This is a genomic window from Phytobacter sp. V69 (genome assembly GCF_965644215.1).
Taxonomy (GTDB): Bacteria; Pseudomonadota; Gammaproteobacteria; order Enterobacterales; family Enterobacteriaceae; genus Phytobacter.
Genome location: NZ_CBFFRL010000001.1, coordinates 57,433 through 84,350, shown reverse-complemented (window position 1 = coordinate 84,350; position 26,918 = coordinate 57,433). Strand labels below are relative to the sequence as shown.

General features: G+C 54.6%; 20 protein-coding genes. 5 read left to right on the top strand and 15 right to left on the bottom strand.

Features of this window, described 5'->3' with window-relative positions:
• Positions 1-80 precede the first annotated feature (80 nt).
• Positions 81-2,786: an HTH-type transcriptional regulator MalT gene (malT, locus tag ACSZPU_RS00385; protein WP_498994365.1), complete on the top strand. Its 2,706-nt coding sequence runs from the start codon at positions 81-83 to the stop codon at positions 2,784-2,786.
• A gap of 41 nt (positions 2,787-2,827) precedes the next feature.
• Here malT and ACSZPU_RS00380 read toward each other — a convergent pair whose 3' ends face one another.
• The 3 genes from ACSZPU_RS00380 to glpE are packed head-to-tail and all read right to left on the bottom strand — an operon-like array spanning position 2,828 to position 4,823.
• The gene (locus ACSZPU_RS00380; RefSeq protein WP_498994363.1) at positions 2,828-3,586 is read right to left on the bottom strand and encodes a DeoR/GlpR family transcriptional regulator; all 759 of its coding nucleotides are present in this window, start codon (positions 3,584-3,586) and stop codon (positions 2,828-2,830) included.
• Between the two features lie 17 nt (positions 3,587-3,603).
• Positions 3,604-4,434, bottom strand: a complete 831-nt coding sequence (glpG, locus tag ACSZPU_RS00375; protein WP_498994361.1) for a rhomboid family intramembrane serine protease GlpG — start codon at positions 4,432-4,434, stop codon at positions 3,604-3,606.
• A 59-nt stretch (positions 4,435-4,493) separates the two neighbouring features.
• A complete protein-coding gene (gene glpE / locus ACSZPU_RS00370; RefSeq protein WP_498994359.1) occupies positions 4,494-4,823 on the bottom strand; it encodes a thiosulfate sulfurtransferase GlpE in 330 nt (109 codons plus the stop codon).
• Positions 4,824-5,072: 249 nt separating this feature from the next.
• On the opposite strand from glpE, the gene glpD reads away from it, so the two are divergent.
• Positions 5,073-6,578: a glycerol-3-phosphate dehydrogenase gene (gene glpD, locus ACSZPU_RS00365; protein WP_498994357.1), complete on the top strand. Its 1,506-nt coding sequence runs from the start codon at positions 5,073-5,075 to the stop codon at positions 6,576-6,578.
• Between the two features lie 52 nt (positions 6,579-6,630).
• Here the strand turns inward: glpD and ACSZPU_RS00360 are convergent, their stop codons facing one another.
• The 7 genes from ACSZPU_RS00360 to asd all read right to left on the bottom strand — a co-directional run bounded on the left by ACSZPU_RS00360 (position 6,631) and on the right by asd (position 19,115).
• On the bottom strand, positions 6,631-8,151 hold the full coding sequence (locus ACSZPU_RS00360; RefSeq protein ID WP_498994354.1) for a PstS family phosphate ABC transporter substrate-binding protein: 1,521 nt from the start codon (positions 8,149-8,151) through the stop codon (positions 6,631-6,633).
• 144 nt (positions 8,152-8,295) lie between these two features.
• Positions 8,296-10,743, bottom strand: a complete 2,448-nt coding sequence (gene glgP / locus ACSZPU_RS00355) for a glycogen phosphorylase (protein ID WP_498994352.1) — start codon at positions 10,741-10,743, stop codon at positions 8,296-8,298.
• 19 nt (positions 10,744-10,762) lie between these two features.
• Positions 10,763-12,196 (bottom strand): glycogen synthase GlgA, encoded by a 1,434-nt coding sequence (gene glgA, locus ACSZPU_RS00350; RefSeq protein ID WP_498994351.1) that lies wholly within the window; start codon positions 12,194-12,196, stop codon positions 10,763-10,765.
• Positions 12,197-12,288: 92 nt separating this feature from the next.
• Positions 12,289-13,572, bottom strand: coding sequence for a glucose-1-phosphate adenylyltransferase (glgC, locus tag ACSZPU_RS00345; protein ID WP_498994349.1), 1,284 nt, complete (start codon positions 13,570-13,572; stop codon positions 12,289-12,291).
• 14 nt (positions 13,573-13,586) lie between these two features.
• Positions 13,587-15,563 carry a glycogen debranching protein GlgX gene (gene glgX / locus ACSZPU_RS00340; protein ID WP_498994347.1) on the bottom strand — a complete coding sequence of 659 codons (1,977 nt, stop codon included), beginning with the start codon at positions 15,561-15,563 and terminating at the stop codon, positions 13,587-13,589.
• Complete coding sequence (glgB, locus tag ACSZPU_RS00335) at positions 15,563-17,746, bottom strand: 1,4-alpha-glucan branching enzyme (RefSeq protein ID WP_498994345.1); 2,184 nt, start codon at positions 17,744-17,746, stop codon at positions 15,563-15,565. Before glgB ends, glgX begins: the two co-directional genes overlap by 1 nt.
• A gap of 262 nt (positions 17,747-18,008) precedes the next feature.
• The gene (asd, locus tag ACSZPU_RS00330) at positions 18,009-19,115 is read right to left on the bottom strand and encodes an aspartate-semialdehyde dehydrogenase (RefSeq protein ID WP_498994343.1); all 1,107 of its coding nucleotides are present in this window, start codon (positions 19,113-19,115) and stop codon (positions 18,009-18,011) included.
• A gap of 161 nt (positions 19,116-19,276) precedes the next feature.
• On the opposite strand from asd, the gene ACSZPU_RS00325 reads away from it, so the two are divergent.
• Positions 19,277-19,870 (top strand): YhgN family NAAT transporter, encoded by a 594-nt coding sequence (locus ACSZPU_RS00325; RefSeq protein WP_498994341.1) that lies wholly within the window; start codon positions 19,277-19,279, stop codon positions 19,868-19,870.
• A gap of 201 nt (positions 19,871-20,071) precedes the next feature.
• On the opposite strand, the gene gntU is transcribed toward ACSZPU_RS00325, so the two are convergent.
• The 5 genes from gntU to ACSZPU_RS00300 all read right to left on the bottom strand — a co-directional run bounded on the left by gntU (position 20,072) and on the right by ACSZPU_RS00300 (position 25,042).
• The gene (gntU, locus tag ACSZPU_RS00320; RefSeq protein WP_498994339.1) at positions 20,072-21,412 is read right to left on the bottom strand and encodes a gluconate transporter; all 1,341 of its coding nucleotides are present in this window, start codon (positions 21,410-21,412) and stop codon (positions 20,072-20,074) included.
• Positions 21,413-21,428: 16 nt separating this feature from the next.
• Entirely contained in the window at positions 21,429-21,950 is a 522-nt protein-coding gene (gene gntK / locus ACSZPU_RS00315) for a gluconokinase (protein ID WP_498994337.1), read from the bottom strand.
• Positions 21,951-22,087: 137 nt separating this feature from the next.
• Positions 22,088-23,083, bottom strand: coding sequence for a gluconate operon transcriptional repressor GntR (gene gntR / locus ACSZPU_RS00310; RefSeq protein ID WP_498994335.1), 996 nt, complete (start codon positions 23,081-23,083; stop codon positions 22,088-22,090).
• Between the two features lie 102 nt (positions 23,084-23,185).
• Positions 23,186-23,881, bottom strand: coding sequence for a pirin family protein (locus tag ACSZPU_RS00305; protein ID WP_498994333.1), 696 nt, complete (start codon positions 23,879-23,881; stop codon positions 23,186-23,188).
• Between the two features lie 123 nt (positions 23,882-24,004).
• The gene (locus tag ACSZPU_RS00300) at positions 24,005-25,042 is read right to left on the bottom strand and encodes an oxidoreductase (RefSeq protein WP_498994331.1); all 1,038 of its coding nucleotides are present in this window, start codon (positions 25,040-25,042) and stop codon (positions 24,005-24,007) included.
• 379 nt (positions 25,043-25,421) lie between these two features.
• On the opposite strand from ACSZPU_RS00300, the gene ACSZPU_RS00295 reads away from it, so the two are divergent.
• Complete coding sequence (locus tag ACSZPU_RS00295; protein WP_498994329.1) at positions 25,422-26,018, top strand: bactofilin family protein; 597 nt, start codon at positions 25,422-25,424, stop codon at positions 26,016-26,018.
• A 186-nt stretch (positions 26,019-26,204) separates the two neighbouring features.
• Positions 26,205-26,696, top strand: coding sequence for an N-acetyltransferase (yhhY, locus tag ACSZPU_RS00290; RefSeq protein ID WP_498994327.1), 492 nt, complete (start codon positions 26,205-26,207; stop codon positions 26,694-26,696).
• The last annotated feature ends 222 nt before the right edge of the window (positions 26,697-26,918 follow it).

Sequence of the window (26,918 nt, the reverse complement as noted above, 5' to 3'; positions counted from 1 at the left end):
TTATCCGACCTTATTTATATTAATTACGAAGCGCAAAAAAAATCGTTTTTCCCCTTTGTCCTCACAGTGAAGTGATAACTATGTTGATCCCGTCTAAATTAAGTCGCCCGGTACGCCTCGACCATACTGTCGTTCGTGAGCGTCTGTTGGCTAAACTTTCCGGCGCGAACAATTTTCGGCTTGCGCTGATCACTAGCCCTGCTGGGTACGGAAAAACAACGCTCATTTCCCAATGGGCTTCCGGAAAAAATGACGTTGGCTGGTTCTCGCTGGATGAAGGCGATAATCAGCAGGAACGTTTTGCCAGCTATTTCATCGCCGCCATTCAACAAGCCACCGGCGGGCACTGCGTCAGCAGTGAAGCAATGGCGCAAAAACGTCAGTACGCCAGCCTCTCCTCCCTGTTTGCCCAGCTGTTTATCGAGCTGGCAGAGTGGCAGCGCGCGTTCTATCTGGTGATTGATGACTACCACCTCATCACCAACCCGGTGATTCATGAAGCCATGCGCTTCTTCTTACGCCATCAGCCGGAAAATCTGACCCTGATTGTGCTGTCGCGCAATTTACCGCAGCTCGGCATTGCCAACCTGCGCGTACGCGAACAACTGCTGGAGATTGGCAGCCACCAGTTGGCCTTTAACCACCAGGAAGCGAAACAATTTTTCGACTGCCGCCTGACCTCACCGATTGAAGCGGCAGAGAGCGGCCGTCTGTGCGATGACGTGGCCGGCTGGGCTACCGCGCTGCAGCTGATTGCCCTTTCCGTCCGCCAGAATCACGGTGCCGCGCACCAGTCCGCTCGTCGTCTGGCGGGGATCAACGCCAGCCACCTGTCGGATTATCTGGTGGATGAGGTGCTGGACAATGTTGACGCCGGCACGCGCCTGTTCCTGCTGAAAAGCTCGCTGTTACGTTCCATGAACGATGCGCTGATTGTCCGTGTCACGGGCGAAGAGAATGGCCAGATGCGGCTGGAAGAGATTGAGCGCCAGGGGTTATTCCTGCAACGCATGGATGACTCCGGTGAATGGTTCAGCTACCACCCGCTGTTCGGCAACTTCCTGCGTCAGCGCTGCCAGTGGGAACTGGCAACCGAACTGCCGGAAATTCACCGCGCGGCGGCGGAAAGCTGGATGGCGCAGGGCTTCCCCAGCGAAGCTATCCACCACGCGCTGGCGGCGGGCGACGGGAAAATGTTGCGCGACATCCTGCTGCATCACGCCTGGGGTTTATTCAACCACAGCGAACTCGGCCTGCTGGAGGCATCTCTGAAAGCGCTGCCGTGGGAGAGCTTACTGGAGAACCCGCGTCTGGTTCTGCTACAGGCCTGGCTGATGCAAAGCCAGCATCGCTACAGCGAGGTGAATACCCTGCTGGCCCGCGCCGAGCAGGAGATGACCACCCGGATGGATGCTTCCCTGCACGGTGATTTCAACGCATTACGTGCGCAGGTTGCGATTAACGATGGCGATGCCGTCGAAGCGGAGCGTCTGGCTATGGTGGCGCTCGATGAACTGCCGCTTGCCAATTACTACAGCCGAATTGTCGCCACCTCGGTACACGGCGAAGTGCTGCATTGCAAAGGGCAACTGACCAACTCGCTGGCGCTGATGCAGCAAACCGAGCAAATGGCGCGCCGCCACGATGTCTGGCACTACGCCTTGTGGAGCCTGATTCAGCAGAGCGAAATTCTCTTTGCCCAGGGGTTCCTGCAGGCCGCCTGGGAGACTCAGGAAAAAGGGTTTGTGCTGGTGCGCGAGCAGCACCTTGAACAACTGCCAATGCACGAATTTTTACTGCGTATTCGTGCACAGCTACTGTGGGCCTGGGCGCGTCTTGACGAATCCGAAGCCGCCGCTCGCCAGGGGATGGAGGTTCTCGCCTCCTTCCAGCCGCAGCAGCAGTTGCAGTGCCTGGCGCTGGTGATTCAAAACTCGCTGGCCCGGGGCGACCTGGATAACGCCCGCGCGCATTTGCATCGTCTGGAAAACTTGCTGGGCAACGGCCAGTATCACAGCGACTGGGTGTCGAACGCCGATAAGGTCCGGGTGATTTACTGGAACATGACGGGCGACCGTAAATCCGCAGCGCAGTGGCTTCGCCAGACGCCGAAACCGGAGTTCGCCAATAACCACTTCCTGCAAGGGCAGTGGCGCAATATCGCCAGGGCGCAAATCCTGCTCGGGGATTTCGACCCGGCGGAGATGGTGCTCGAAGAGCTCAACGAAAACGCCCGCAGCCTGCGTCTGATGAGCGATTTGAATCGTAACCTGCTGTTACTCAACCAACTGTACTGGCAGTCCGGGCGCAAAAACGACGCCCAGCGCGTCCTGCTCGAGGCGCTGCAACTGGCCAACCGAACCGGGTTTATCAGCCACTTTGTGATTGAAGGCGAGGGCATGGCGCAGCAGCTACGCCAGCTCATTCAGCTCAATACCCTGCCGGAGCTGGATCAGCACCGCGCGCAGCGTATTTTGCGCGACATCAACCAGCATCATCGGCATAAATTCGCCCATTTCGACGAGAACTTCGTCGAACGTTTGTTGAATCACCCGGAAGTGCCGGAATTGATTCGCACCAGCCCGTTAACGCAGCGTGAGTGGCAGGTACTGGGGCTGATCTACTCGGGCTACAGTAATGAGCAGATTGCCGGTGAGCTCGCCGTGGCGGCGACCACCATTAAAACGCACATCCGTAATTTGTATCAGAAGTTGGGCGTTGCCCACCGCCAGGATGCCGTTCTGCATGCCCAGCGGCTGCTGAAAATGATGGGGTATGGCGTCTGAGTATCAGGTCGGGCTGGCGAAATGCCGCCCGACGCAACCCATTAGCACAGCTCTAACTGAATGTTATTACTGGTGATCACCTGCATGACCCCCGCCGGCGGCAGGATATCAGTGTAAACCGCATTCACCATGCTGATGCTGCCCATGTTGACCATCGCGTTACGACCAAACTTCGAATGATCCACCACCAGCATCGCATGGCGGGAGTTTTCAATGATCGCCCGTTTAGTGCGTACTTCGTGATAATCAAACTCCAGCAGCGAACCATCGGCATCAATGCCGCTGATGCCGAGAATGCCAAAGTCCAGACGGAACTGGGAGATAAAGTCCAGCGTGGCTTCACCGACAATGCCACCGTCGCGGCTACGCAGTTCGCCTCCGGCCAGGATCACGCGGAAGTCTTCTTTTTTCAGCAGCGTGTTCGCTACGTTCAAATTGTTGGTCACCACGCGTAAATCGCTGTGATCGAGCAGAGCGTGCGCCACGGCTTCCGGGGTGGTACCAATATCAATAAACAACGTCGCGCCGTTCGGGATCTGGCTGGCTACTTTACGGGCAATCCGCTCTTTTTCCGCCGTCTGCGTCGCCTTACGGTCGTGCCAGGAGGTGTTGACGGAGCTGGAAGGCAGCGCCGCACCGCCGTGGTGGCGCAGAATCTTGTTTTGATCGGCCAGATCGTTCAGATCGCGGCGAATGGTCTGCGGACTGACTGAGAATTGCTCTACCAGTTCTTCCGTGCTGACATATCCCTGCTGTTTAACCAGTTCAATGATCGCGTCATGACGTTGTGTTTGTTTCATGAAATGTCTCTGGATAATTATGTTCGTTTTCGCGCATTCAATGTGTCCACCAGCGCCATCGCAAGGCCAATCACCAGCCCGCCGGTGTGTGCGCCGGTAGCCGTATTCATCGCTGAGATGCCAAACCAGTCAGCAACCAGTAACACGACCGTAAAAATAGCCAGTCCACGAGGCAGCCAGACCGGACGTTCCGGATCCCGCTCGCCGCGCAGCCACACATAACCAATCAATGCATAGACCACACCCGACAGCCCACCAAACCACGGGCCTGCCAGTTTGTACTGTAAAAAACCGCTCAGTAACGCGCTGATAAGCGTAATCACCACCAGCTTGCCGCTGCCCAGCCGTTTTTCCACCGCTCCGCCAAGATACCACCACCAGAAGAGGTTAAAGATGATGTGAACCAGCGAAAAGTGCATTATCGCATGGGTAAAGTAGCGCCAGGCTTCAAATTGGACCGAGGGATCGTAGGGCCAGGCCAGCCAGAGCATAACGGCCTGATTGCCTATCACGTTCATCAGGATAAAGACCAGAACACAGGCCGCGAAGATAGAGATGGTAATCGGGCCACCGCGTTCTGTCAGCGCCGCGCGCAGCGGAAAACGACGGTATTGCAGCCCACTGCCCGTCTGCCCGGATTGCCAGCTTGCGGCCAGATAACGCGGATCGGCAGGGTTTTCCAGAAAACGCGCCAGCTCGGCTTTCACGCGTTCGGCCTGGCTTTCATCCGCCAGCCAGATATCGCTTTGCGAGTGGTGTTGGATAGTAAGAATGACGCCCTGAGTTTGCATGTAATCGACAAACGCCTGGGCGACGCGCGGGTTGGTAAATGATGTAATCATCAACATGGCAGGCGGTCGCTTTGTCCCTGGAAAAGAGCACAGTATAGCGGCAGATTCATCACTCTCTAAAGGGATCCCTGCGCGACTTCCGCCGGAAAATGACGATGCCAGGCATCAAAGCCACCATCCACGCTGAATACCGCATCATAACCCTGTTGCAGCAGGTACTGCGCCGCACCTTTACTGCTGTTGCCGTGGTAGCACATGACCATCACCGGGGTTTCAAAGTCGTTATCGCGCATAAACGCGCCAAGCGTGTCGTTAGTTAAATGAAACGCACCCGGCGTGTGGCCAATCGCATAGCTTTGCGGGTCACGAATATCAACCAGAACCGCCTGCTTGAGCTGCAGCTTCTGGTGGGCTTCTTCAACATTAATACAGACAAAATGATCCATGCGGTTCTCTTTTCTTTTATATGGCAGGTGATGCGCCAGCTTCCCTTTGATTCACGAGCTCACGATCGATGTGGAAAAAACAGGCAGCACAAGTTTACCGACTAGTGTAAGTCCTCCCGGCGGAGAAACACCATTATGTTATGTATATCACTCTAAATTGTTTTTCTGATGTTACCAAAAGCGCGTTTCTTTGCTATTATGAGCGATATCGAACATTTATGAGCTTTAACGAAAGTGCGTGAGGGCAGCATGGAAACCAAAGATCTGATCGTTATTGGCGGGGGCATCAACGGTGCCGGTATCGCGGCAGACGCCGCCGGGCGAGGTTTATCCGTGCTGATGCTGGAAGCCCAGGACTTAGCTTGCGCGACCTCCAGCGCCAGCTCAAAATTGATTCACGGTGGCCTGCGCTACCTTGAACACTATGAATTCCGCCTGGTTAGCGAAGCGCTGGCCGAGCGTGAAGTGCTGTTGAAAATGGCACCGCACATCGCGTTTCCGATGCGCTTCCGTTTACCGCACCGCCCGCATCTGCGTCCGGCGTGGATGATCCGCATTGGTCTGTTTATGTACGATAATCTGGGTAAACGCACCAGTTTGCCGGGTTCGCAAAGTTTGCGTTTTGGCTCAGAATCGGTCCTCAAGCCGGAGATCGTGCGCGGTTTCGAATATTCTGACTGCTGGGTCGATGATGCGCGTCTGGTACTGGCAAATGCGCAGATGGTGGAGAAAAAAGGTGGCGAAGTGCGTACCCGCACCCGCGCCGTCTCCGCAAAACGTGAAAACGGTCTGTGGATCGTTGAAGCGGAAGATATCGACACCGGGGAAAAATTTAGCTGGCAGGCACGCGGTCTGGTCAATGCCACCGGCCCATGGGTTAAACAGTTCTTTGATGATGGCATGCACTTGCCGTCGCCGTACGGTATTCGCCTGATCAAAGGCAGCCATATCGTGGTTCCGCGCGTTCATTCACAAAAGCAGGCCTACATTCTGCAAAACGAAGATAAACGTATCGTCTTCGTCATTCCGTGGATGGATGAGTTCTCCATTATCGGCACCACCGATGTGGAATATAAAGGCGATCCGAAAAACGTCGAGATCGACGAAAGCGAAGTGAATTACCTGCTGAAAGTGTACAACGGGCACTTCAAAAAACAGCTGACACGCAATGACATTGTCTGGACCTACTCCGGCGTGCGCCCGCTGTGTGACGATGAGTCTGATTCTCCGCAGGCGATCACCCGCGATTACACGCTGGATATTCACGACCAGGACGGTAAAGCGCCGTTGCTGTCGGTGTTTGGCGGCAAGCTCACGACCTACCGTAAGCTGGCTGAACATGCGATGGAAAAACTGGCGCCCTGGTACGAAGGTATTGGCCCGGCGTGGACTAAAAATTGCGTGTTGCCTGGCGGTGAACTCGCGGGCGATCGCGATGATTATGCCGCGAAACTGCGCCGCCGCTACCCGTTTATTACCGAATCGCTGGCCCGTCACTACGCCCGAACCTACGGCAGCAACACCGAGCTGATTTTGGCCGGAACGAGCAACGTTGAAGAGCTGGGCGAACATTTCGGCCACGAGTTGTACGAAGCCGAACTGCGTTATCTGGTTGAGCACGAGTGGGTACGCCGTCTGGACGATGCCATCTGGCGTCGTACTAAACTGGGTATGTGGCTCAATGCCGACGAGCAGTCCCGCGTGGCACAGTGGCTGACGCGCCACAGCAAAGCGGAATTATCACTGGCCTCGTAATCCTGAATACGCCCCGCTGGTGTCATGCCTGCGGGGATTCTTTTTTGTAGCGCTAATTTGCCGGGCTGTGCAGCGGCACATAACCCACATCCTCTACCAGCGCCTGCCCCTGCGGACTTAAAAACCACTTCACCAGCCTTTGTGTTTCAGCCGTTGGGTTCTCGCGCGTGACCATGTAAACATCCACAGCGAAAGGGTAGCTCCCGTTACGAATGCTCTCTTTTGTCGGCGCGATACCGTCAATGGCGAGCAACTTGATACCTGCGCTGGCGTTCATCTTCGTGGCGTAATAGCGGAAGGTATAGCCTATTGCTCCTTTACCGTTTTGGTACTCCGCCACTTTGCGGATCACACCGCCCATTCCCCTCGCCACTTCGGTCTCTTTTGGCGGCAACATAGGGGTCTCCTTCATCACTTTTGCCAGCATCGTGGACTGGCTTCCGGAATCTTCCGGCCGCTGCCAGACTTCGATGTCACTTGAGTAGCCCCCCACCTCGTTCCAGCGCGTCGTTTTGCCGCTGAAAATGTCACGTATCTGCTGCTGTGTCAGGCTATCAATGGGGTTATCGGCATGCGTAATAAACACAAAGGCTTCGCGAGCAAACGGGGTATAGGTCAGATTAACATTCTCCGCCTGCGCCCGCTTTTTCTGCCCCTCAGAGGGCTGAGCGACAAAAATAATATCGGCTTTATCGGCAATAATATTTTTATACGCATCCGGGGTGCGTGAAACGGCCAGACAGCACGCCTGAATTTCATAGAATGGCATATCGTCCGGGAAGGAATTCATTGCAAAGAAGGCCGAGGCGTATAGCGGGTAGGCCGCGGTCGCGCCATCAAGACGTGGATGTTTATCCGTGAAGGTAAAAGGAGCGGCCCCACGCAGCGCCGTAAGTTTGTTATTGGCCGCATCGGGAGAATACTCCCAGCTATCAATCGATTCACTGACAGCGCTCTCGCGTGTTATGCGGGGGAATTTATCCTGCCGTACTTTTGCCTGCCAGCAGGCCACCAGGCTCAACGCGATAAGCGCTAACACCAGTATATTTCGCAAGCCGATACAAGCGCGAGAATCAGGTGCATATCGATGACACCAGTAACAGCCGAGAGTAAAGCAGACCTGCGTCCCCACAGGGATGATCACCATCGCCCAATACCAGCCAGATAACAGCGCAATAAGGTTAATGCCCATCCAGGGCAACCCGATTTCCCATATTAGCCCGAACCACTGGCTGCTAAAGCTTAATCCCGCCCGCTGCATGACGACTATCCACATGATCAAAACCAGCAGCGCAGGCAGCAGCAGTAAGCTCTGGCGTAAAGCATTGTTCTCCTTCGGGGAGGTAAACCGCGCCCACAGCCTGCCGACAAAAAACATCATGACGCCACCCAATGCGTAAAATACGCATGTGGCGATATCGCCCTTAGCAAATACGCGTGGAATATCCAGCGCGGTAAGCGTTTCGCTCAACAGCTCCTGCAGAAATAAACACGCCGCCGCCACACCATGGGCTATCAGCGGAATACCGATAAACATCAATAAAAGCGATCTCACCCACCACCAAAATCCCATATTCCTGTCACCTCTTCCTTGTGTGTCGGCCCATTATAAAGGCCTGGCCTTGCGCCCTATCCCTTTCATATTCCGAAAAAGCCGGGTAAAAAAAACGGAGCCCGAAGGCTCCGTGAGAATGATGTCTGCAATGATGCAGATGACTTACAGGCGTACCGGGTCGATATGCCAGATCTTCTCGGCGTATTCCTGAATCGTACGGTCAGAAGAGAAGTAGCCCATATTGGCAATGTTATGCATCGCCGTCGTGGTCCATTCTTCCTGGGTGCGATAGAGCGCGTCCACCTTGTCCTGGCAATCCACGTAGCTGCGGAAATCAGCCAGTACCTGATAGTGATCGCCAAAGTTAATCAGCGAGTCCACCAGGTCACGGTAACGGCCAGGCTCCTGCGGATTGAACAAGCCGGTCGCGATTTGCGTCAGCACCTGATGCAGCTCCTCATCTTTTTCGTAGTATTCACGTGGTGAATAGCCTTTACGGCGCAGCGCTTCCACCTCTTCCGCGGTATTACCAAAAATGAAGATATTATCCGCCCCCACATGCTCAAGCATTTCCACGTTCGCACCATCCAGCGTACCGATGGTCAACGCGCCGTTGAGGGCAAACTTCATGTTACTGGTGCCGGAGGCTTCCGTCCCTGCCAGCGAGATCTGCTCAGAGAGATCCGCCGCCGGAATGATCACCTGCGCGAGACTCACGCTGTAGTTGGGGATAAAGACCACTTTCAGCTTATCGCCAATCAGCGGATCGTTGTTGATCACCGCCGCCACATCATTGATGAGATGAATGATATGCTTCGCCATGTAGTACGCCGACGCCGCTTTCCCGGCGAAGATGTTGACGCGTGGCACCCATTCCGCCGTCGGATCCGCTTTGATGCGGTTGTAGCGGGTGATCACATGCAGCACATTCATCAGCTGACGTTTGTACTCGTGGATACGCTTGATTTGCACATCAAACAGCGCTTTCGGGTTCACCACCACGTTAAGCTGCTGGCCGATCACCGCCGCCAGGCGTTTTTTGTTTTCCAGCTTGGCATGGCGAATCGCCTGGTTCACCGTCGGGTAGTCGATATGCTGTTCCAGCTCGCTGAGCTGACTCAGATCGGTACGCCAGGTACGACCAATATTGTCATCCAGCACCTCAGACAGCGACGGGTTCGCCAGCGCCAGCCAGCGACGCGGCGTTACGCCGTTGGTCACGTTGGTAAAGCGCATTGGGAAGATTTTGGCGAAATCGGCAAACAGAGACTGCACCATCAGGTTGGAATGCAGCTCGGACACGCCGTTGACCTTGTGGCTCACCACCACTGCCAGCCAGGCCATACGCACCCGGCGCCCGTTTGACTCGTCAATGATCGACGCACGACTCAACAGGCCAACGTCGTTAGGGTACTGCTCCTGAATCGTTTTCAGGAAGTAGTCATTGATTTCAAAGATGATTTGCAGATGGCGCGGCAGGATCTTACCAAGCATATCAATCGGCCAGGTTTCCAGCGCTTCGCTCATCAGCGTGTGGTTGGTGTACGAGAATACCTGGCAGGTCACCTCGAACGCCTCATCCCATGAGAATTTATGCTCATCAATCAGCAGACGCATCAATTCGGGAATCGACAATACCGGATGGGTATCATTCAGGTGAATCGCGGTTTTCTCCGCCAGATTAGCGTAGGTTTTGTGCAGTTGATAATGGCGGCTCAAAATATCCTGAACGGTCGCCGACACCAGGAAGTACTCCTGACGCAAGCGCAGCTCGCGGCCTGAATAGGTCGAGTCATCCGGATAGAGCACGCGGGATACGTTTTCGGAGTGGTTCTTATCTTCCACCGCCGCAAAATAGTCGCCCTGGTTAAATTTACCCAGGTTGATTTCGCTACTCGCCTGCGCATTCCACAAACGCAGGGTGTTGGTCGCGTCGGTATCGTAGCCGGGGATGATCTGGTCATAAGCAACGGCCAGGATCTCTTCGGTTTCCAGCCAGTTAGATTTTTTGCCTTCCAACTGTACGCGGCCGCCGAAGCGCACCTTGTAGCGGGTGTTATGGCGTTTAAATTCCCACGGGTTACCGTACTCCAGCCAGTAATCCGGCGACTCTTTTTGCCGTCCGTCGACGATGTTCTGCTTGAACATGCCGTAGTCGTAGCGAATACCATAACCACGTCCTGGCAGCGCCAGCGTCGCCAGAGAATCCAGGAAGCAGGCAGCAAGACGGCCTAAGCCCCCGTTACCCAGCCCCGGGTCATTCTCTTCGTCGATCAGCTCTTCCAGATCCAGTCCCATCTCTTCCAGTGCGTTTTTGACATCGTCATAAATGCCTAATGACAACAGCGCGTTGGAAAGGGTGCGACCAATCAAAAACTCCATCGACAGGTAGTAAACCTGGCGCATTTCCTGAGAAAGCTGCGCACGGTTGGAGCGTAACCAGCGTTCTACCATGCGGTCACGTACGGCAAACAACGTGGCATTCAGCCACTCATGTTTATTGGCGATGACCGGATCTTTACCAATGGTAAACATCAGCTTGTAGGCGATCGAGTGTTTTAACGCTTCAATGCTCAGTGTGGGTGATGCATATGTAAAAGGTGCATTCATACAAGTGATTCCTGGAAAACTATTTCAACCGATAGTAAAGATCGCGATAGGATTGCGCGGCGACCTGCCAGCTAAAATCCATGCCCATCGCCTGACGCTGAACAAATCGCCACAGAGAGGGACGGGACCACAACACGAAAGCACGCCGAATCGCACGAAGTAGCGACCAGGCATTACTGTCTTCAAATACAAAACCGCTGGCGATTCCATCTGCCAAATTCTCCAGTGAGCTGTCGGACACCGTATCTGCCAGGCCGCCGGTACGGCGAACCAACGGCAACGTGCCGTACTTCAATCCATAAAGTTGCGTTAATCCACAGGGCTCAAAACGACTCGGAACAAGGATGACATCCGCTCCGCCCATGATGCGATGTGAAAACGCCTCGTGATACCCAATCTGCACGCCCACCTGCCCCGGATGCTCCGCCGCTGCCGCAAGGAAACCTTCCTGCAGAACCGGATCGCCCGCACCAAGTAGCGCCAATTGCCCGCCCTGCTCCAGCAAACCGGGTAATGCTTCCAGCACCAGATCCAACCCTTTCTGGCTGGTTAAACGGCTCACAACCGCAAACAGCGGCACCTTGTCGTTCACTTTCAGCCCCATGGCAATCTGCAGCTGGCGTTTGTTCTCCGCTTTTTCCTCCAGCGTATCCCGCGTATAGCGCGAAGAGAGCAGGAGGTCTGTCGCCGGATCCCAAATTTTTTCATCCACGCCGTTCAAAATACCGGACAGCCGCCCCTCCATTTGCCGCTGACGCAGCAGCCCTTCCATACCGTAGGCAAACTGTGGCTCGGTAATTTCACGGGCGTAGGTCGGGCTGACGGCCGTAATATGATCAGCATAATAAAGACCGGCTTTCAGGAAAGAGATCTGCCCATTGAACTCCAGTCCGTGCATGTTAAAGAAAGACGATGGCAACTGTATTTCACTCATGTGTTGCGCGTAATACATCCCCTGATAGGCCAGATTATGTACCGTGAACACCGATTTTGCCGGGCGTCCTTTCGCCGCCAGATAGGCCGGTGCAAGCCCGGCATGCCAGTCGTGAGCATGGACAACATCGGGTCGCCAGAACGGGTCCAGCCCGCTGGCCATCTCCGCACCTACCCAGCCAAGCAGGGCAAAACGCAAAACGTTATCGGTGTAAGCAAAAAGGTTAGTGTCGTGATACGGGCTCCCCGGACGATCGTAAAGATGCGGCGCATCAATAATATAGATCCCCACCCCGTTGAAATGTCCGAACAGCAATGTAATACGACCAGCAAAGGTATCGCGACGCGTGACGACCTGGGCATCAGTCACTCCCCGACGAATATCCGGAAACCCTGGCAGCATGACGCGGGCATCAACGCCGTCGGCAATTTGTGCCGCAGGCAATGCGCCAATAACGTCAGCCAGACCGCCGGTCTTTAGCAGCGGAAACATCTCAGAACATACATGTAAAACCTGCATTATCGCTCCTGTCAAAACCGCTAACACTTAGCGGGCGTTAGCGGGAAAAACAGCGCGCGGACCCCTTCCGCGCAAGGTTATGGTCGATGCTTTCACTCTTGCAGTTTGCGTAGCATTTCACGCGTCACCAGCACGATGCCTTCTTCGGAACGATAGAACCGACGGGCATCTTCTTCCGCATTCTCACCAATGATGGTCCCCTCAGGGATAACACAAGCCCGGTCAATAACGCAACGCCGCAAACGACAGGAGCGACCTACCCAGACCTCTGGCAGTAAGACTGCAGAGTCAATATTACAAAACGAGTTTACACGCACGCGCGAGAACAATACCGACTGTACGACAACGGATCCGGAGATAACGCAGCCGCCGGAAACCAGCGAGTTCAGCGTCATACCGTGGCTGCCCGATCGATCCTGCACAAATTTCGCGGGTGGCAAGGATTGATTATAGGTACGGATAGGCCAGTTTTGATCGTACATATCCAACTCGGGCACCACGGAAGCGAGGTCCAGGTTCGCTTTCCAGTAGGCTTCGAGCGTTCCCACGTCGCGCCAGTACGGTTCTGAGTCAGGGTCCGATTGCACGCAGGATAATGGGAAGGGATGTGCATAAGCCATGCCAGCCTTGGTGATCAGCGGGATAATATCTTTGCCGAAATCGTGGCTGGAGTTTTCATTTTTGTCGTCTTCTTCCAGCAGTGAGTAAAGGTACTCGGCATCGAAGACATAAATCCCCATGCTGGCGAGCGATTTGGTGTCGTCATTCGGCATGGCTGGCGGGTTGGAAGGCTTTTCAACAAACTCGATAACCTTGTCATTTTCGTCCACGGCCATCACGCCAAATGCGCTTGCCTCCTCAATGGGCACCGGCATGCAGGCCACGGTGCAACGCGCACCTTTTTCGACATGATCGATAAGCATGCGGGAATAATCCTGCTTATAGATATGGTCGCCGGCCAGGATGACGATGTATTCAGCCCCATAGCGACGAATGATGTCGAGGTTCTGCGTGACGGCATCGGCGGTACCGCGATACCAACTCTCGCCATGCACACGCTGCTGCGCAGGCAGCAGATCGACGAACTCGTTCATCTCTTCGTTGAAGAAGGACCAGCCACGCTGAATATGCTGCACCAACGTGTGGGATTGATACTGCGTGATGACACCAATACGACGAATACCGGAGTTAATGCAGTTGGATAATGCGAAATCGATAATACGGAACTTACCGCCGAAGTGAACCGCGGGTTTGGCGCGTTTTTTCGTCAAATCTTTCAGGCGGGTCCCTCGCCCTCCCGCAAGTATCAGGGCTACAGACTTCAATGGCAGCTGGCGCGCTAACATTAAGGGATCGTTCTTATCTAATCTAACCATGACTAACTCCTTTTTTATGACCTTTCAAATACGCACACTCCGTGCGCGGGCCCATGCCAGACAACCATCACTACCGGATTATCCTCACCGGCAAACGGAGGAACAGCACGCCATTCCCCTTCTGGTAGCACAATCTCTGCGACTTCATGCGTGCCGTTGATCGCCAAAAGAACGCGATCGGACAGCAGGATTTGCAGGCGGTGTACACCACTCTGCCACTCCGCAACGCTGAGGGGTTGCGCCTCCCTATTCAGCCAACGCACGTTGCCATCGCCCTCTTCCCACCACGCATCCCGGGTTAATGCGGGAATGCGCTGGCGAAGGTGAATCAACGCGGCGGTAAATGCCGTAAGCCCACTGTTTGCCTGTTGCCAGTCAAGCCAGGTCAACGCGTTGTCCTGGCAGTAAGCGTTGTTATTACCGTGCTGGCTATGACCATGCTCGTCACCGGCCAACAGCATTGGTGTTCCCTGGGAAAGCAGCAGTGTTGTTAACAGGGCATGGACGCTTGCTCGCCTCCTTTCTGTCACATCAAAACTGCCGCTTAACCCTTCTATACCATGATTATTGCTATGGTTATTGTTAGTGCCGTCGCGATTTTCCTCGCCGTTTGCCTCGTTATGCTTATGGCTGAAACTCACGCAATCACGCAACGTAAACCCATCATGTGCCGTCACCAGATTGACCGACGCATGGGGCAGACGCCCGTCACGACGGAACACATCACTGGATGCAGCAAAGCGCCCGGCAAATTCCCCTGGCGAGAGTGACTGCTCCAGCCAAAAGCGGCGGGACGCATCACGAAAATGATCGTTCCATTCGGCAAAAAGCGGCGGGAAATTCCCCACCTGATACCCACCCCAGCCAATGTCCCACGGCTCGGCGATAAGCTTCACCTGCGAGAGCAGCGGACAGTTTTTGATTACCTCGAACAACGGTGCCTGCTGGCTGAACTCTGGGGTGCGCCCCATAATCGTTGCCAAATCAAAACGAAAGCCGTCGATATGGAACGTCTCCACCCAATATTTAAGGCAGGCGTACGCATACGCCATGCCGCCTGGGTGGCTCAAGTTCAGCGTGTTGCCGCAGCCGGTCCAGTTTTCATAATCACCGTCGCCCCTGATCCAATAATAGCTACGGTTATCGATTCCGCGCAGGGAGAGGGTCGGCCCATCAAGGTCAATTTCGGCGCTGTGGTTAAGCACGATATCAAGGATCACCTCAATGCCGTTTTGATGCAGCGACTTAACCGCCTCGCGAAACTCATTGATGGCCGTTTCGGGGGAGGTGGCATAACGCGGTTCAAGTGCAAACAACGCCAGCGGGTTGTAGCCCCAGTAGTTGCTTAAGCCCAGGCGTTGCAGGCGCGGCTCGCTGATAAAGTGCGCCACCGGCATCAGTTCCAGCGCGGTGATACCCAGCGTTTTGAAGTACTGAATCATCACCGGATGACCCAGTGCTTTGTAGGTTCCGCGAATCTCTTCTGGCAGGTCCGGATGCAGATACGTCAGGCCTTTGACGTGGGCTTCATAGATGACCGTATTGCCCCAGGGCGTACGTGGCGCGACATCGTTACCCCAGTCAAATGCTTCATCGACCACCACGCTTCTCGGCGCGACCGTCGCGCTGTCGTGCGGATCGGGCGCGTCATGCCCGCCGTGTAACAGCGGGCTGTCTTTGACATCGCCGTCAACGCGACGCGCGCACGGGTCAAGCAGCAGCTTCGCCGGGTTGAAGCGGTGCCCCAGTCCCGGCTCCCACGGGCCATGTACCCGATAACCGTAACGCGTGCCGGGCCGGGCACTGGCCAGGAAACCGTGCCAGACATCGCCACTACGGGCGGGCAAATCGAAACGCTGCTCGTTACCTTCGTCATCAAAAATGCACAGTTCCACCCGCTCCGCATGCGCCGAAAACAGCGTGAAATTCACGCCATTTTCTTCCACATGCGCCCCAAGTGGCGTCGCTTTGCCTGCCGTCAGTTTGGTCATCAACCCTCCCGCACAAACCAGACGGTTGCCAGTGGCGGGATCGTCACCGAAAGCGACTGCGCCCTGTCGTTTACCGGGATGTCATCACTGTGCACACCGCCACCATTCCCGGTATTACTGCCGTGGTAGTGCATCGAGTCGGTGTTTAACTCTTCGCGCCAGCGTCCCGGCTGATTGATGCCGAAGCGGTAGTTGTGGCGCGGCACCGGGGTGAAGTTGCTGGCAACAATGATTTCATTGCCGGCTTTGTCACGGCGCACAAACACAAACACCGAGTTCTCGTGGTCATCCACCACCAGCCATTCAAAGCCGTAATCGTCGAAATCCAGCTCATGCAGGGCTTTGTGATGGCGATACGTGTGGTTCATATCCCGCACCAGACGCTGCACGCCGTGGTGCCAGTTGTCGCCCCCTTCCAGCAGATGCCAGTCGAGGCTGCCGTCGTGGTTCCACTCGCGCCCCTGCGCAAACTCGTTGCCCATAAACAGCAGTTTTTTACCGGGGAAGGCCCACATCCACGCGTAATAGGCACGCAGGTTGGCGAACTTCTGCCACGCATCGCCGGGCATACGGTCGAGAATGGATTTCTTACCGTGGACCACTTCGTCATGCGACAGCGGCAACACGAAGTTTTCCGTGTAGTTGTAGAGCATGCCGAAGGTGAGTTTGTCGTGGTGGTGTTTGCGATACACCGGATCGAGCTTCATGTAATCCAGGGTGTCGTGCATCCAGCCCAGATTCCACTTGTACCAGAAGCCCAGGCCGCCCAGTGACGGTGGGCGCGAGACGCCGGCAAAGTCGGTAGACTCTTCCGCCATACTGACCGCGCCGGGAACCTGCTCGCCGAGAATGCGGTTGGTGCTACGCAAAAACTCAATGGCTTCGAGGTTTTCACGACCACCGAACTCGTTGGGGATCCACTCCCCTTCTTTTCGGCTGTAGTCGCGATAAATCATTGAGGCGACCGCATCCACGCGCAAGGCGTCGATACCGAAACGCTCGACCCAGTAGAGCGCGTTGCCCACCAGATAGTTACGGACTTCGCGGCGACCGTAGTTATAAATCAGCGTGTTCCAGTCCTGATGGTAGCCTTCTCGCGGGTCACCGTGCTCATACAGCGCGGTGCCGTCAAATTCGGCCAGGCCAAAGTCGTCAGACGGGAAATGGCCCGGCACCCAGTCCAGAATCACGTTGAGCCCGGCCGCGTGGGCCGCTTTGATAAAGTAGATAAAGTCGTCACGGGTGCCGAAGCGGCGGGTCGGGGCGTAAAGCCCGGTCGGCTGATAACCCCAGCTACCGTCGAACGGGTGTTCGTTAATCGGCAGCAGCTCCAGATGGGTGAAGCCCATCCATTTTGCGTACGGCACCAGTTGATCTGCCAGCTCGCGGTAGCTCAGCCAGAAATTGTTGTCCGTATGGCGACGCCAGGAACCAAGATGCACTTCATAAATGGAGATAGGCGCATCGAACTCGTTGGCCTTTTTCCGCGCGTCGGTTTGCGCCACCTTTTCCGGCAGATCGCAAATCAGTGACGCGGTTTCCGGGCGCATTTGCGCTTCAAAGGCGTACGGATCGGATTTAATGCGCAGTTTTCCATGCGCATCAATCATCTCAAATTTGTAGAGCTGGCCGTTGTGCGCACCGGGGATAAACAGCTCCCAGATACCGCTTTCGCGGCGCTGGCGCATCGGATGACGGCGACCGTCCCAGTAGTTAAATTGCCCAACCACGGAGACGCGACGGGCGTTTGGTGCCCAGACGGAGAAGCGTGTCCCGGTGACGCCATCCATCGTATCGGCATGTGCGCCCAGTGTTTCATAGGGGCGCAGGTGAGTGCCTTCGGACAACAGCCAGGCGTCCATTTCCTGCAGGAGTGGGCCAAAACGGTAGGGATCGTCGATGAGGTTTTGCTGACCGTGCCAGACAACGGCAAGCTGATAACGAAAAGCATTTTTACGACGTGGCATCACACCACAAAAAAAACCACGTGAATCGAGGCATTCCAGATTGCCGACTTTGCGCCCGGTCTTAGGCTCAATCACCCAGACTTCGGTTGCATCGGGTAATAACGCACGAACTTCAATCCCCGCGTCGGTCTGGTGCATGCCGAGTACGGAAAAGGGGTCCGCAAAGTGGCCTGCAATTAGCGCGTTAATCACGTCTCTATCTACAAGAACGGACATGGTTTCATCCTTTTTATCTATGTCACACCTTTCCCGGCAAGGTTATACGCCCAGTTGCGACACTTTTTTTGACCTGAACGGCGCAGCACATAATGTGCATCCTCTCTGCTCCGTCCCACCTTCAGGCAGAATGCGTAAACACCCCACTTAAAGCATAGCCAACGCTTTATCTGACTCCTGAGAAAAATAACATCCTCTGCGTACACTCCTTTAATACGCACAAAAAAGGGGTGACAAGCACCCCTTTTTGAAAAAATTAAGATTACGCTAGCTGACGTAGTATGCGGCGCAGCGGCTCCGCAGCGCCCCACAGGAGCTGGTCGCCCACGGTGAACGCCGACAGGAAGTCCGACCCCATATTCAGCTTACGCAGACGCCCTACCGGGGTAGTCAGCGTGCCCGTTACGGCAGCCGGGGTCAGTTCACGCACGGTAATGTCGCGATCGTTTGGTACCACTTTCGCCCACGGGTTATGGGCTGCCAGCAGCTCTTCGATAGTCGGAATGGACACATCTTTTTTCAATTTAATGGTGAAGGCCTGGCTGTGGCAGCGCAGCGCACCAACGCGTACGCACAGACCATCAACCGGGATAGTGGTGGTCGTACCCAGAATTTTGTTGGTTTCCGCCTGGCCTTTCCACTCTTCGCGGCTCTGGCCGTTATCCAGCTGTTTGTCAATCCACGGAATCAGGCTACCAGCCAGCGGCACACCGAAGTTGTCGACCGGCAGTTCGCCGCTGCGGGTCAATGCCGTGACTTTACGTTCGATATCCAGGATGGCAGAGGCCGGGTCCGCCAGCTCTTCGCCAACGTGGCTGTGCAGTTTGCCCATTTGCGCCAGCAGTTCACGCATATGACGCGCGCCGCCACCGGAAGCCGCCTGGTAGGTCGCCACAGACACCCAGTCCACCAGGTCATTGGCGAACAGGCCACCCAGAGACATCAGCATCAGGCTGACGGTACAGTTACCACCAACAAAGGTTTTGATACCGTGGTTCAGGCCGTCGGTAATAACGGACTGGTTTACCGGGTCGAGAATGATGATGGCGTCATCTTTCATACGCAGAGATGAGGCAGCATCAATCCAGTAACCCTGCCAGCCGCTTTCACGAAGCTTTGGATAAATTTCGTTGGTATAATCGCCGCCCTGGCAGGTGACAATAATGTCGAGGGCCTTCAGCGCTTCCAGATCGAATGCATCCTGCAGTGTGCCGGTAGACTTACCGCCGAACGTCGGGGCAGCCTGTCCAAGCTGAGAAGTGGAAAAGAAGACCGGGCGAATGGCGTCGAAGTCGCGCTCTTCTACCATGCGTTGCATGAGTACGGAGCCGACCATTCCGCGCCAACCGATAAAACCAACATTTTTCATAACGTATTTCCTGCGAAGGTGTGTGCTGTTTGTGCGAGCCAGTATCCTGACTGGCGCTAATAGCCCACATTACAAAATGCACACAAAGTCGCAAGTGAAATTAATCAATGATGGGCAAGCCATCAGAAATACCGCTAATCTGCGGCAAAACGGGAAGAGTAATGAGCGAAATCATTTCGGTGGCAGTGTTGTTGATCCTGATTATGGACCCTCTCGGGAACCTGCCTATTTTTATGTCTGTGCTTAAGCACACTGAGCCGAAGCGCCGCCGGAAAATCATGATTCGTGAGCTGCTGATCGCACTGGTGCTGATGCTGGTTTTCCTGTTTGCGGGCGAAAATATTCTGGCGTTCCTTAACCTGCGCGCGGAAACCGTCTCCATTTCCGGCGGCATTATTCTGTTTCTGATTGCCATTAAGATGATTTTCCCCAGCGAGTCCGGCAGCAGCATGGGTCTGCCCGCGGGTGAAGAACCTTTTATTGTGCCACTGGCGGTTCCGCTGGTCGCCGGGCCGACGCTGCTCGCCACTCTGATGCTGCTTTCCCACCAGTATCCGAATCAGATGAGCCACCTGGTGATTGCGCTGCTGATTGCATGGGGCGGAACCGTGGCGATTTTGCTGCAATCGTCGCTGTTCCTGCGCCTGCTCGGCGAGAAAGGGGTGAATGCGCTGGAGCGCTTAATGGGGCTGGTGCTGGTGATGCTGGCAACCCAGATGTTCCTGGACGGCATCCGCCTGTGGATGAAGGGGTAGGTAAAAGCAAAAAGGCAACGCAAGTTGCCTTTTTTAATGTTCGCTCCCTCTCCCACGGAGAGGGTTGGGGTGAGGGCTTCAGGCTGCACCATACTCATCCCGGATGCGCTGCGCTTATCCGGGCTACACGTCGTGCTGCAATGTGAGTTACGTAGCCCGGATAAGGCAACCCCGCATCCGGGAATAACCGATGAAAACAACTTAACTTAGCAACGTAAACGCAATCATCCCAACAATCGCACCGGTAGTGCCCAGGATGGTTTCCATCAGCGTCCAGGTTTTCAGCGTTTGCGCTTCGGTAGCGCCGGTAAATTTACCGAACAGCCAGAAGCCCGCATCATTCACATGACTCACCACAATGGAGCCGCCCGCGATACAAATCGACAGGGCCGCCAGTTGTGCGCCGGAAAAATGCAATTGTTCAATCACCGGCATCACCAGGCCGACTGCCGTCAGGCAGGCAACGGTAGCTGAGCCCTGAATGATACGCACCGCCGCAGCCAGTACGAAGCAGGTCACCGCAATCGGCAACCCCATACCGGTCAGCGCTTCACCCAATGCCGGGCCAACACCAGAATCCACCAGTACCTGTTTGAACACCCCGCCCGCACCGATAACCAGCAGGATGATACCCGCAGGCTGCAACGCGTGACCGCAGATTTCCATCACGCGGTCTTTCGCCATGCCCTGACGAATGGCCAGGCCATAAATCGCCACCAGACACGCCACCAGAATCGCCGTGAACGGGTGACCGATAAATTCCAGCCAGTTGTACAGGCTGGTACCTTCGGTGACAAAACGCGCGGCAATGGTTTTCAGGCCGACCAGCACCAGTGGCAGCAGAATCAGCGACAGGCTAAAGCCGAATGACGGCATTTTACCCTCACCCAGATGCGGCTCGGTGATGTCGTCCGGGATATGCAGCTCAACGTAGCGGCTGATAAAGTTGCCCCACAACGGCCCGGCGATCAGCATCCCCGGCACGGCAGCACACAGCCCAATCAGAATCATCCAGCCAAAATCAGCGTGCATCTGGGAAGCCAGCAGCATCGGCGCAGGCCCGGGCAGCAGAAACGCTGCGGCCGCCGCCACGCCCGCAAACAGCGGAATCACCAGTTTCACAAGGTTGGTACCGGTATGACGCGCCATCGAGAACGCCACGCTAATCAGCAGCACCACCGCCACTTCAAAGAACAGCGGAAGTGCACAAATCAACCCGGCCAGACCAATCGCGAAATGCGCGCGGTTGTGACCGAACGATTTGAGCATCTTCACGGCAATTTGATCGACCGCACCGGTCTCATGAAGAATTTTGCCGAACATTGCCCCCAGGGCCACCACAATCGCGAGGAAACCCAGCGTACCGCCCATCCCTTTTTCCATGGTCGCCGAAATCTTGATTAACGGCATACCGGAAAAGAGTCCTGCACCAATAGAAACCACCATCAAAGCAACGAAAGCATGCATACGCGCTTTCATTACTAAAAACAGCAGCAGCAACACAGAGCCAACTGCTGTTAAAACAAGCGTCAATGTACTCACAACGAACTGCCTTTATTTATTTGTTAATCACGTCAATTGTGCTGGCGACAACACCTTCCAGAGTCTGGTCAATGTCAACGATCAGGACGTCACGCTCATCCGCACCCGGCTCTTCCAGGGCTTCAAACTGGGTAACCAGCATCTGCGTTTTAAAGAAGTGTCCTTTACGCGCTTTCAGGCGGCTTTCGATGACCTCGAAGTCCCCTTTCAGGTAAACAAAGGAAAGGTTAGGGTTGCCGTCACGCAGCTGGTCGCGGTAACGCTTTTTCAGCGCCGAGCAGACAATCAGCGACACTTTGTTGGTACGCTGCATAGCAAACGCCGCATCGTTAAGCGCCTGCAACCAGGGTTTACGGTCGTCGTCATTCAACGGTTCGCCTGCGGCCATTTTCATAATGTTGGCGCGAGGATGAAGGAAGTCGCCGTCAAGAAACGCGGCATGGATTTGATGCGCCACTTCACTGGCGACGGCGGATTTACCACTGCCAGATACGCCCATCAGGACATAGACGTGGTGATCATGATTAGTCGTGCTCAAAGCGTAGCTCCCACAGGGATAAGAGTGAATTGTTACGGGTAACAGTTATCGGTAACATTGTCCTGCCGGGGTAATGGATAAGCAATATCCATTCGTGCCAGAAGTGAATAAGTGTGAGCTACTTCAAATTTGTCAGACTAAATTGATCCACCTGGTGACAATGTGAAACCTAAATCTAACAATTTCGGCGTAACAGATTCACCACGAATGCGCGCCAAAAGGCGTTCTGCGCCAATCCTCCCCATGCGTTCACGCGGCGTCAGCACGCTCGCCAGACGCGGCTCCATTACCTGGCCAATGTCGTGACCGTGGAACCCGGCGATCGCCATATCATCCGGAATTTTGAGCCCCAGACGCTGGCATTCAAACGCCGCGCCGACCGCAAGGTCATCGTTGGTGCAGAAAATCCCATCCAGTTGGGAGTATTCGCGACGCGCCTGGCGCATCAGCTCAATGCCTGCGGTGTAGGACGAAGACTGTTCTACCATCACGCTGTATGGCGTCAGGCCGGCATCCAGCATCGCCTGCTCATACCCCTTCTGTTTGATGATAGTACGTTCATCAAGACGCGCACCCAGGTAAGCCACCCGGCGATGCCCACGTTCAATGATCGCCGCCGTCATCTGCCGTGCCGCTTCAAAGTTATCGAAACCAACGGCGATGTCCAGACAAGGCGACTTGCTGTCCATCAGTTCAACAACCGGGATACCAGCAACTTCAATCATTTTCAGCGTGCGCGGGGTATGCGTACGTTCGGTGAGGATCAGGCCGTCAATATTCCACGACAGCATAGATTCAAGCCGCTCTTCTTCCAGCTCTGGCTTATAGCCAAAGTGCGCGAGCATGGTTTGATAGCCAAACGCATCCGTCACGCTTTCGATGCCGCGCAGAACTTCTGCGAACACCTGGTTGGTTAAAGAGGGAAGCAGCACACCAACCGCACGGCTGGTAGCATTGGAGAGAATATCCGGAGCCCGATTCGGAATATAACCCAGCTCATCAAGCGCGGCCGCTATTTTTCCCCGAAGCGCCACGGAGACCTGCTCCGGGTTGCGTAAAAATCGGCTGACCGTCATTTTGGTCACGCCAACGCGATCGGCCACATCCTGAAGTACGGGTCTTTTCTTTTTCATCGTCCTGAATTGATAAGCTGAGAAACATTAGGCCAGTTTATCACGGACAGCACGCAACCTTCTGGTGTTAACCAGAAGGTTGCGTCATTTATTTAAGCCGGATCAAACTGGCGGCAGATCGAAGAGTAAAATTTCGCTGTCGCTGTCCGCATGGATGGACAGAGCCTGCTCGTCAGAGATGGCCAGGCCATCGCTGGTGGTGGCTTTAGTACCGTTAATGGATACGTCGCCTTTTACCACCTGGATCCAGATTTTGCGGTCTGCAGATACCTGATACACAGACTGCTCATCTTTCAGCAGCGCCCAGCGATAAAGCTCCATGTCCTGATGCACTTTCAGCGAACCATCACGTGCATCCGGCGACAGCACCAGCTGACGGCCTTGTTTTGCGTCAAAGCGGCGTTGCTCGTAACGCGGCGTAATGCCCGTCGCTTCTGGAATAATCCAGATCTGGTACAGACGCAGCGGTTCAGTAGCGCTCGGGTTGTACTCAGAGTGACGCACACCGGTGCCTGCACTCATAATCTGGAATTCACCCGCCGGAACCTGCTCTTTGTTGCCCAGGCTGTCCTGATGTTCGACCGCACCTTGCAGTACATACGTCAGAATTTCCATGTCTTTATGGGGATGGGTACCAAACCCCTGCCCGGCGTCGATCACGTCGTCGTTAATCACGCGCAGTGCAGAAAAACCCATAAAGTTCGCATCGTAATAGTTGGCAAACGAAAAGGTATGCCAGGAATCCAGCCAACCATGATTTGCATGGCCACGGTCATTTGCTTTGCGTAAGTAAATCATGTTTTCACCCTCATGTTCGTTTCGATGGAGTAAGTGTGGACGCGATCGACCGGCAATCATAGAGGGTGAAAATTGACTCCTCTGTTCAAAAAAAGTGAACGATTTTTCGGGCCACAAAACCACTTATTTTGCGAGAGTTATCGTGGCTGGAGAGGCTTGTTCAAATGCCCGCTCCAGGATCTCCAGATTGGTCAGAACATCAGATTCCTTGACGTAATTTTCCGCACCGGAAGTCAATGTGGCATAAAGCGCATCATAGACCCGACCATAGTCCCCGGTTTCCGCTTTCAGCTCCTCACGCACCGTGTCACCCGCGTCGTTCACGTACTCCAGCACGCCAATGCTGTCATCCGCTGCAAATCTGGCATCGCCGGGCATAATATTGGCTTTCAGGCTGGTCTCCTGCTGGTCAATACCGTACTTGATAAACGACCCTTTGCTACCGTGGACAATAAATTTCGGGTAGTCGATTTTGACCAGGTGACTGGTTTTCACGATGGCTTTCAGATCGCCATAAAAGAGCTGCGCTTCAAAGGTATCGTCCGGGTTGGCCTTGTTACGCAGGCTGCGAATGTCGTAGGCCACATGGTCCGGGCGACCAAACAGTGAAATAATTTGATCCATCGTGTGCACGCCAAGCCCATAGAACGCGCCGTCCTGCGGTAGCCCAGGTTTTGTTTCCGCGACCGGGCGGTAATAGTCAAAATGGCTTTCGATTTCAACAACCTCACCCAGTTTGCCGCTCTCAATGGCTTTTTTCGCCGTCAGAAAGCACGAGTCAAAGCGGCGATTCTGATATGGCGTGACGGTCAGGCCTTGGCTTTTTGCCAGTTCAAAGAGGGTGACGGCCTCGGCGATCGTCGGGGTGAACGGCTTCTCTACCAGCACGTTTTTGCCTGCCTCCAGCGCCCTCTTCGCGTAATCAAAATGGCTATCCGCGTGGGTGCAAACGATGACCAGCTTGACCTGCGGGTCAGCCAGGACCTCATCAAGATCGCTGGTGAAGTTAATATGCTGGTACTGCGGATATTGCTCTTCCGGTTTCGCATGACGGCGGTAAATATGCGCCACATGCCAGGTATCTTTGCGATTCAGAACGTAAGGGAGATGGTAGCGGGTGGTGCTTTTACCAAAGCCGATAAATGCGCAATGCAGAGTCATGATGCTGTCCTTGTTTAGCGTCGCAGCCTTAAACCTTAGCGCAGACGCTCCGTGATAAAAACCACCGTCATCACCTGCCCGACAATACACTTGATTTATATCTCCCCAACAACAGATATCTACCGCTTATAAATTCACAATAAACAGTCAGTTACAAATCCTAAAACACCTTCCTCCGCCTTGACCGTTGAGTCTGAATTCCCGATAAGAGAGCCGCGAAAAACAGAGCGTTTATCGCAAAGGCAGCTCAGTCGCTTATCGCGCTGGCTGATATGCAGGATCGCTTGGGGAAACGGACATGGACAGAAAATACCTTCTGCTAAACATCACTCTCGTTATGTGGTTTTTCGCGATTCTGGCCTGGGGTTCCGGGGCACATATGCTGGCGCAATATGCAGGACTCCTGGCCGTTATAACTTTCGTTATTTTTCTTCTGAAAGGATGCAATCTCAGTATGTTCAAAAAACATAAAACCATCGACGTGCCAAACACCGTAGCCACTTCTCAGGCGACAGCAAATGAAAAAACACCTGTCAGCGTAGAGAAACAAGTCAGTACCGTGATTGCCAGCGATGTCCATTTTGAAGGCAATATGGTCTGCTCTTCTCCGGTCTATATTCACGGCAGCGTCAACGGCAATATCGATGCAAAAGATAGCATGATCAAAGTATTGCGTGAGGGAAGAGTGGAAGGAAACATCCTCTGTCGCGAATTGATTATTGATGGCACGGTTATTGGCCAGTGTATGGGTGACACCGTGGAAATTTATGAAAATGGCATGATGACCGGAACCCTCGCCTACCGTACCCTGGCGGTAAAAAAAGGCGGACAATTTTCCGGCCAGGCGGAAGTGCTGGCACCCGTAAAGGAGAAAACGAACGTCGTAGGTTTGGTGATTGAGCCGCTACAAGAGCCGACAGAGAAACGTGTTGAAGAAGCGCGCGGGCAAAAAAAAAGCCAGCACCCGGCTGGCTAAGAAATACTGGAAGCAATGTGAGCAATGTCGTGCTTTCAGGATTACCGCATAGGTTTCCCTGAACGCACGGCAATAATAATCATTATCATTCGCACTTGTCTACCCCTTTTTGCAAAAAATGGCAGTTGACTCACTTTTGAAAGTTGGGGAAGTTGGAAAGGAACCTATATAACAAGGAGAGAAGGAATGAGTAGTATCGTGATACGCCATGCAGAAGCCCGTGACGCGGAACCATTACGCCAGATTACCGCACGCCCGGAGGTCTATCATGACACGCTACAAATTCCTCACCCTTCTATGGAAATGTGGGAGGAGCGGCTAAAACCGCGGCCGGGTCGCCGCCATCTGGTTGCCTGTGTTGATGATGTGGTCGCTGGTCATCTGGTAGTGGACGTCGAGCCAAACACGCGTCGAAGCCACGTATCGACCTTTGGGATCAGCGTTTCCAGCGATTTCCATGGACGCGGCGTAGGTAGTGCGTTAATGCGCGAAATGGTTAATCTGTGCGACAACTGGCTGCGCGTCGAGCGCATTGAGCTGACGGTCTTTGTCGATAATGCCCCGGCGCTGGCACTGTACCGCAAATTCGGTTTTGATATTGAAGGAACCGGCAAGCACTACGCCCTGCGCAACGGCAAGTATGTCGATGCCTATTTTATGGCACGAGTGAAGAGCTGAACCCTGCTCCACCTCTGGTCCCTCTCCCAACCGTGGCTGAGGAATCCCCACAAAAATGCGAGCACGGACGGTCCCCTCTCCCTCGAGGGAGAGGGTTAAGGTGAGGGGGAAAATGCAGCTCTGAGGGTCATTCCGTTCACCTTATGTTCCTTGCTTTTCTATAGCGACAGAACCCGTGAACGTGCCAGGGTGGCTCACCGCTACCGCCCTGGCGACCCGGGC

Coding starts and splice junctions, on each gene's coding strand:
- malT (WP_498994365.1), top strand. CDS start 81: ATGTTGATCCCGTCTAAATTAAGTCGCCCGGTACGCCTCGACCATACT.
- ACSZPU_RS00380 (WP_498994363.1), bottom strand. CDS start 3,586: ATGAAACAAACACAACGTCATGACGCGATCATTGAACTGGTTAAACAG.
- glpG (WP_498994361.1), bottom strand. CDS start 4,434: ATGTTGATGATTACATCATTTACCAACCCGCGCGTCGCCCAGGCGTTT.
- glpE (WP_498994359.1), bottom strand. CDS start 4,823: ATGGATCATTTTGTCTGTATTAATGTTGAAGAAGCCCACCAGAAGCTG.
- glpD (WP_498994357.1), top strand. CDS start 5,073: ATGGAAACCAAAGATCTGATCGTTATTGGCGGGGGCATCAACGGTGCC.
- ACSZPU_RS00360 (WP_498994354.1), bottom strand. CDS start 8,151: ATGGGATTTTGGTGGTGGGTGAGATCGCTTTTATTGATGTTTATCGGT.
- glgP (WP_498994352.1), bottom strand. CDS start 10,743: ATGAATGCACCTTTTACATATGCATCACCCACACTGAGCATTGAAGCG.
- glgA (WP_498994351.1), bottom strand. CDS start 12,196: ATGCAGGTTTTACATGTATGTTCTGAGATGTTTCCGCTGCTAAAGACC.
- glgC (WP_498994349.1), bottom strand. CDS start 13,572: ATGGTTAGATTAGATAAGAACGATCCCTTAATGTTAGCGCGCCAGCTG.
- glgX (WP_498994347.1), bottom strand. CDS start 15,563: ATGACCAAACTGACGGCAGGCAAAGCGACGCCACTTGGGGCGCATGTG.
- glgB (WP_498994345.1), bottom strand. CDS start 17,746: ATGTCCGTTCTTGTAGATAGAGACGTGATTAACGCGCTAATTGCAGGC.
- asd (WP_498994343.1), bottom strand. CDS start 19,115: ATGAAAAATGTTGGTTTTATCGGTTGGCGCGGAATGGTCGGCTCCGTA.
- ACSZPU_RS00325 (WP_498994341.1), top strand. CDS start 19,277: ATGAGCGAAATCATTTCGGTGGCAGTGTTGTTGATCCTGATTATGGAC.
- gntR (WP_498994335.1), bottom strand. CDS start 23,083: ATGAAAAAGAAAAGACCCGTACTTCAGGATGTGGCCGATCGCGTTGGC.
- ACSZPU_RS00305 (WP_498994333.1), bottom strand. CDS start 23,881: ATGATTTACTTACGCAAAGCAAATGACCGTGGCCATGCAAATCATGGT.
- ACSZPU_RS00300 (WP_498994331.1), bottom strand. CDS start 25,042: ATGACTCTGCATTGCGCATTTATCGGCTTTGGTAAAAGCACCACCCGC.
- ACSZPU_RS00295 (WP_498994329.1), top strand. CDS start 25,422: ATGCTGGCGCAATATGCAGGACTCCTGGCCGTTATAACTTTCGTTATT.
- yhhY (WP_498994327.1), top strand. CDS start 26,205: ATGAGTAGTATCGTGATACGCCATGCAGAAGCCCGTGACGCGGAACCA.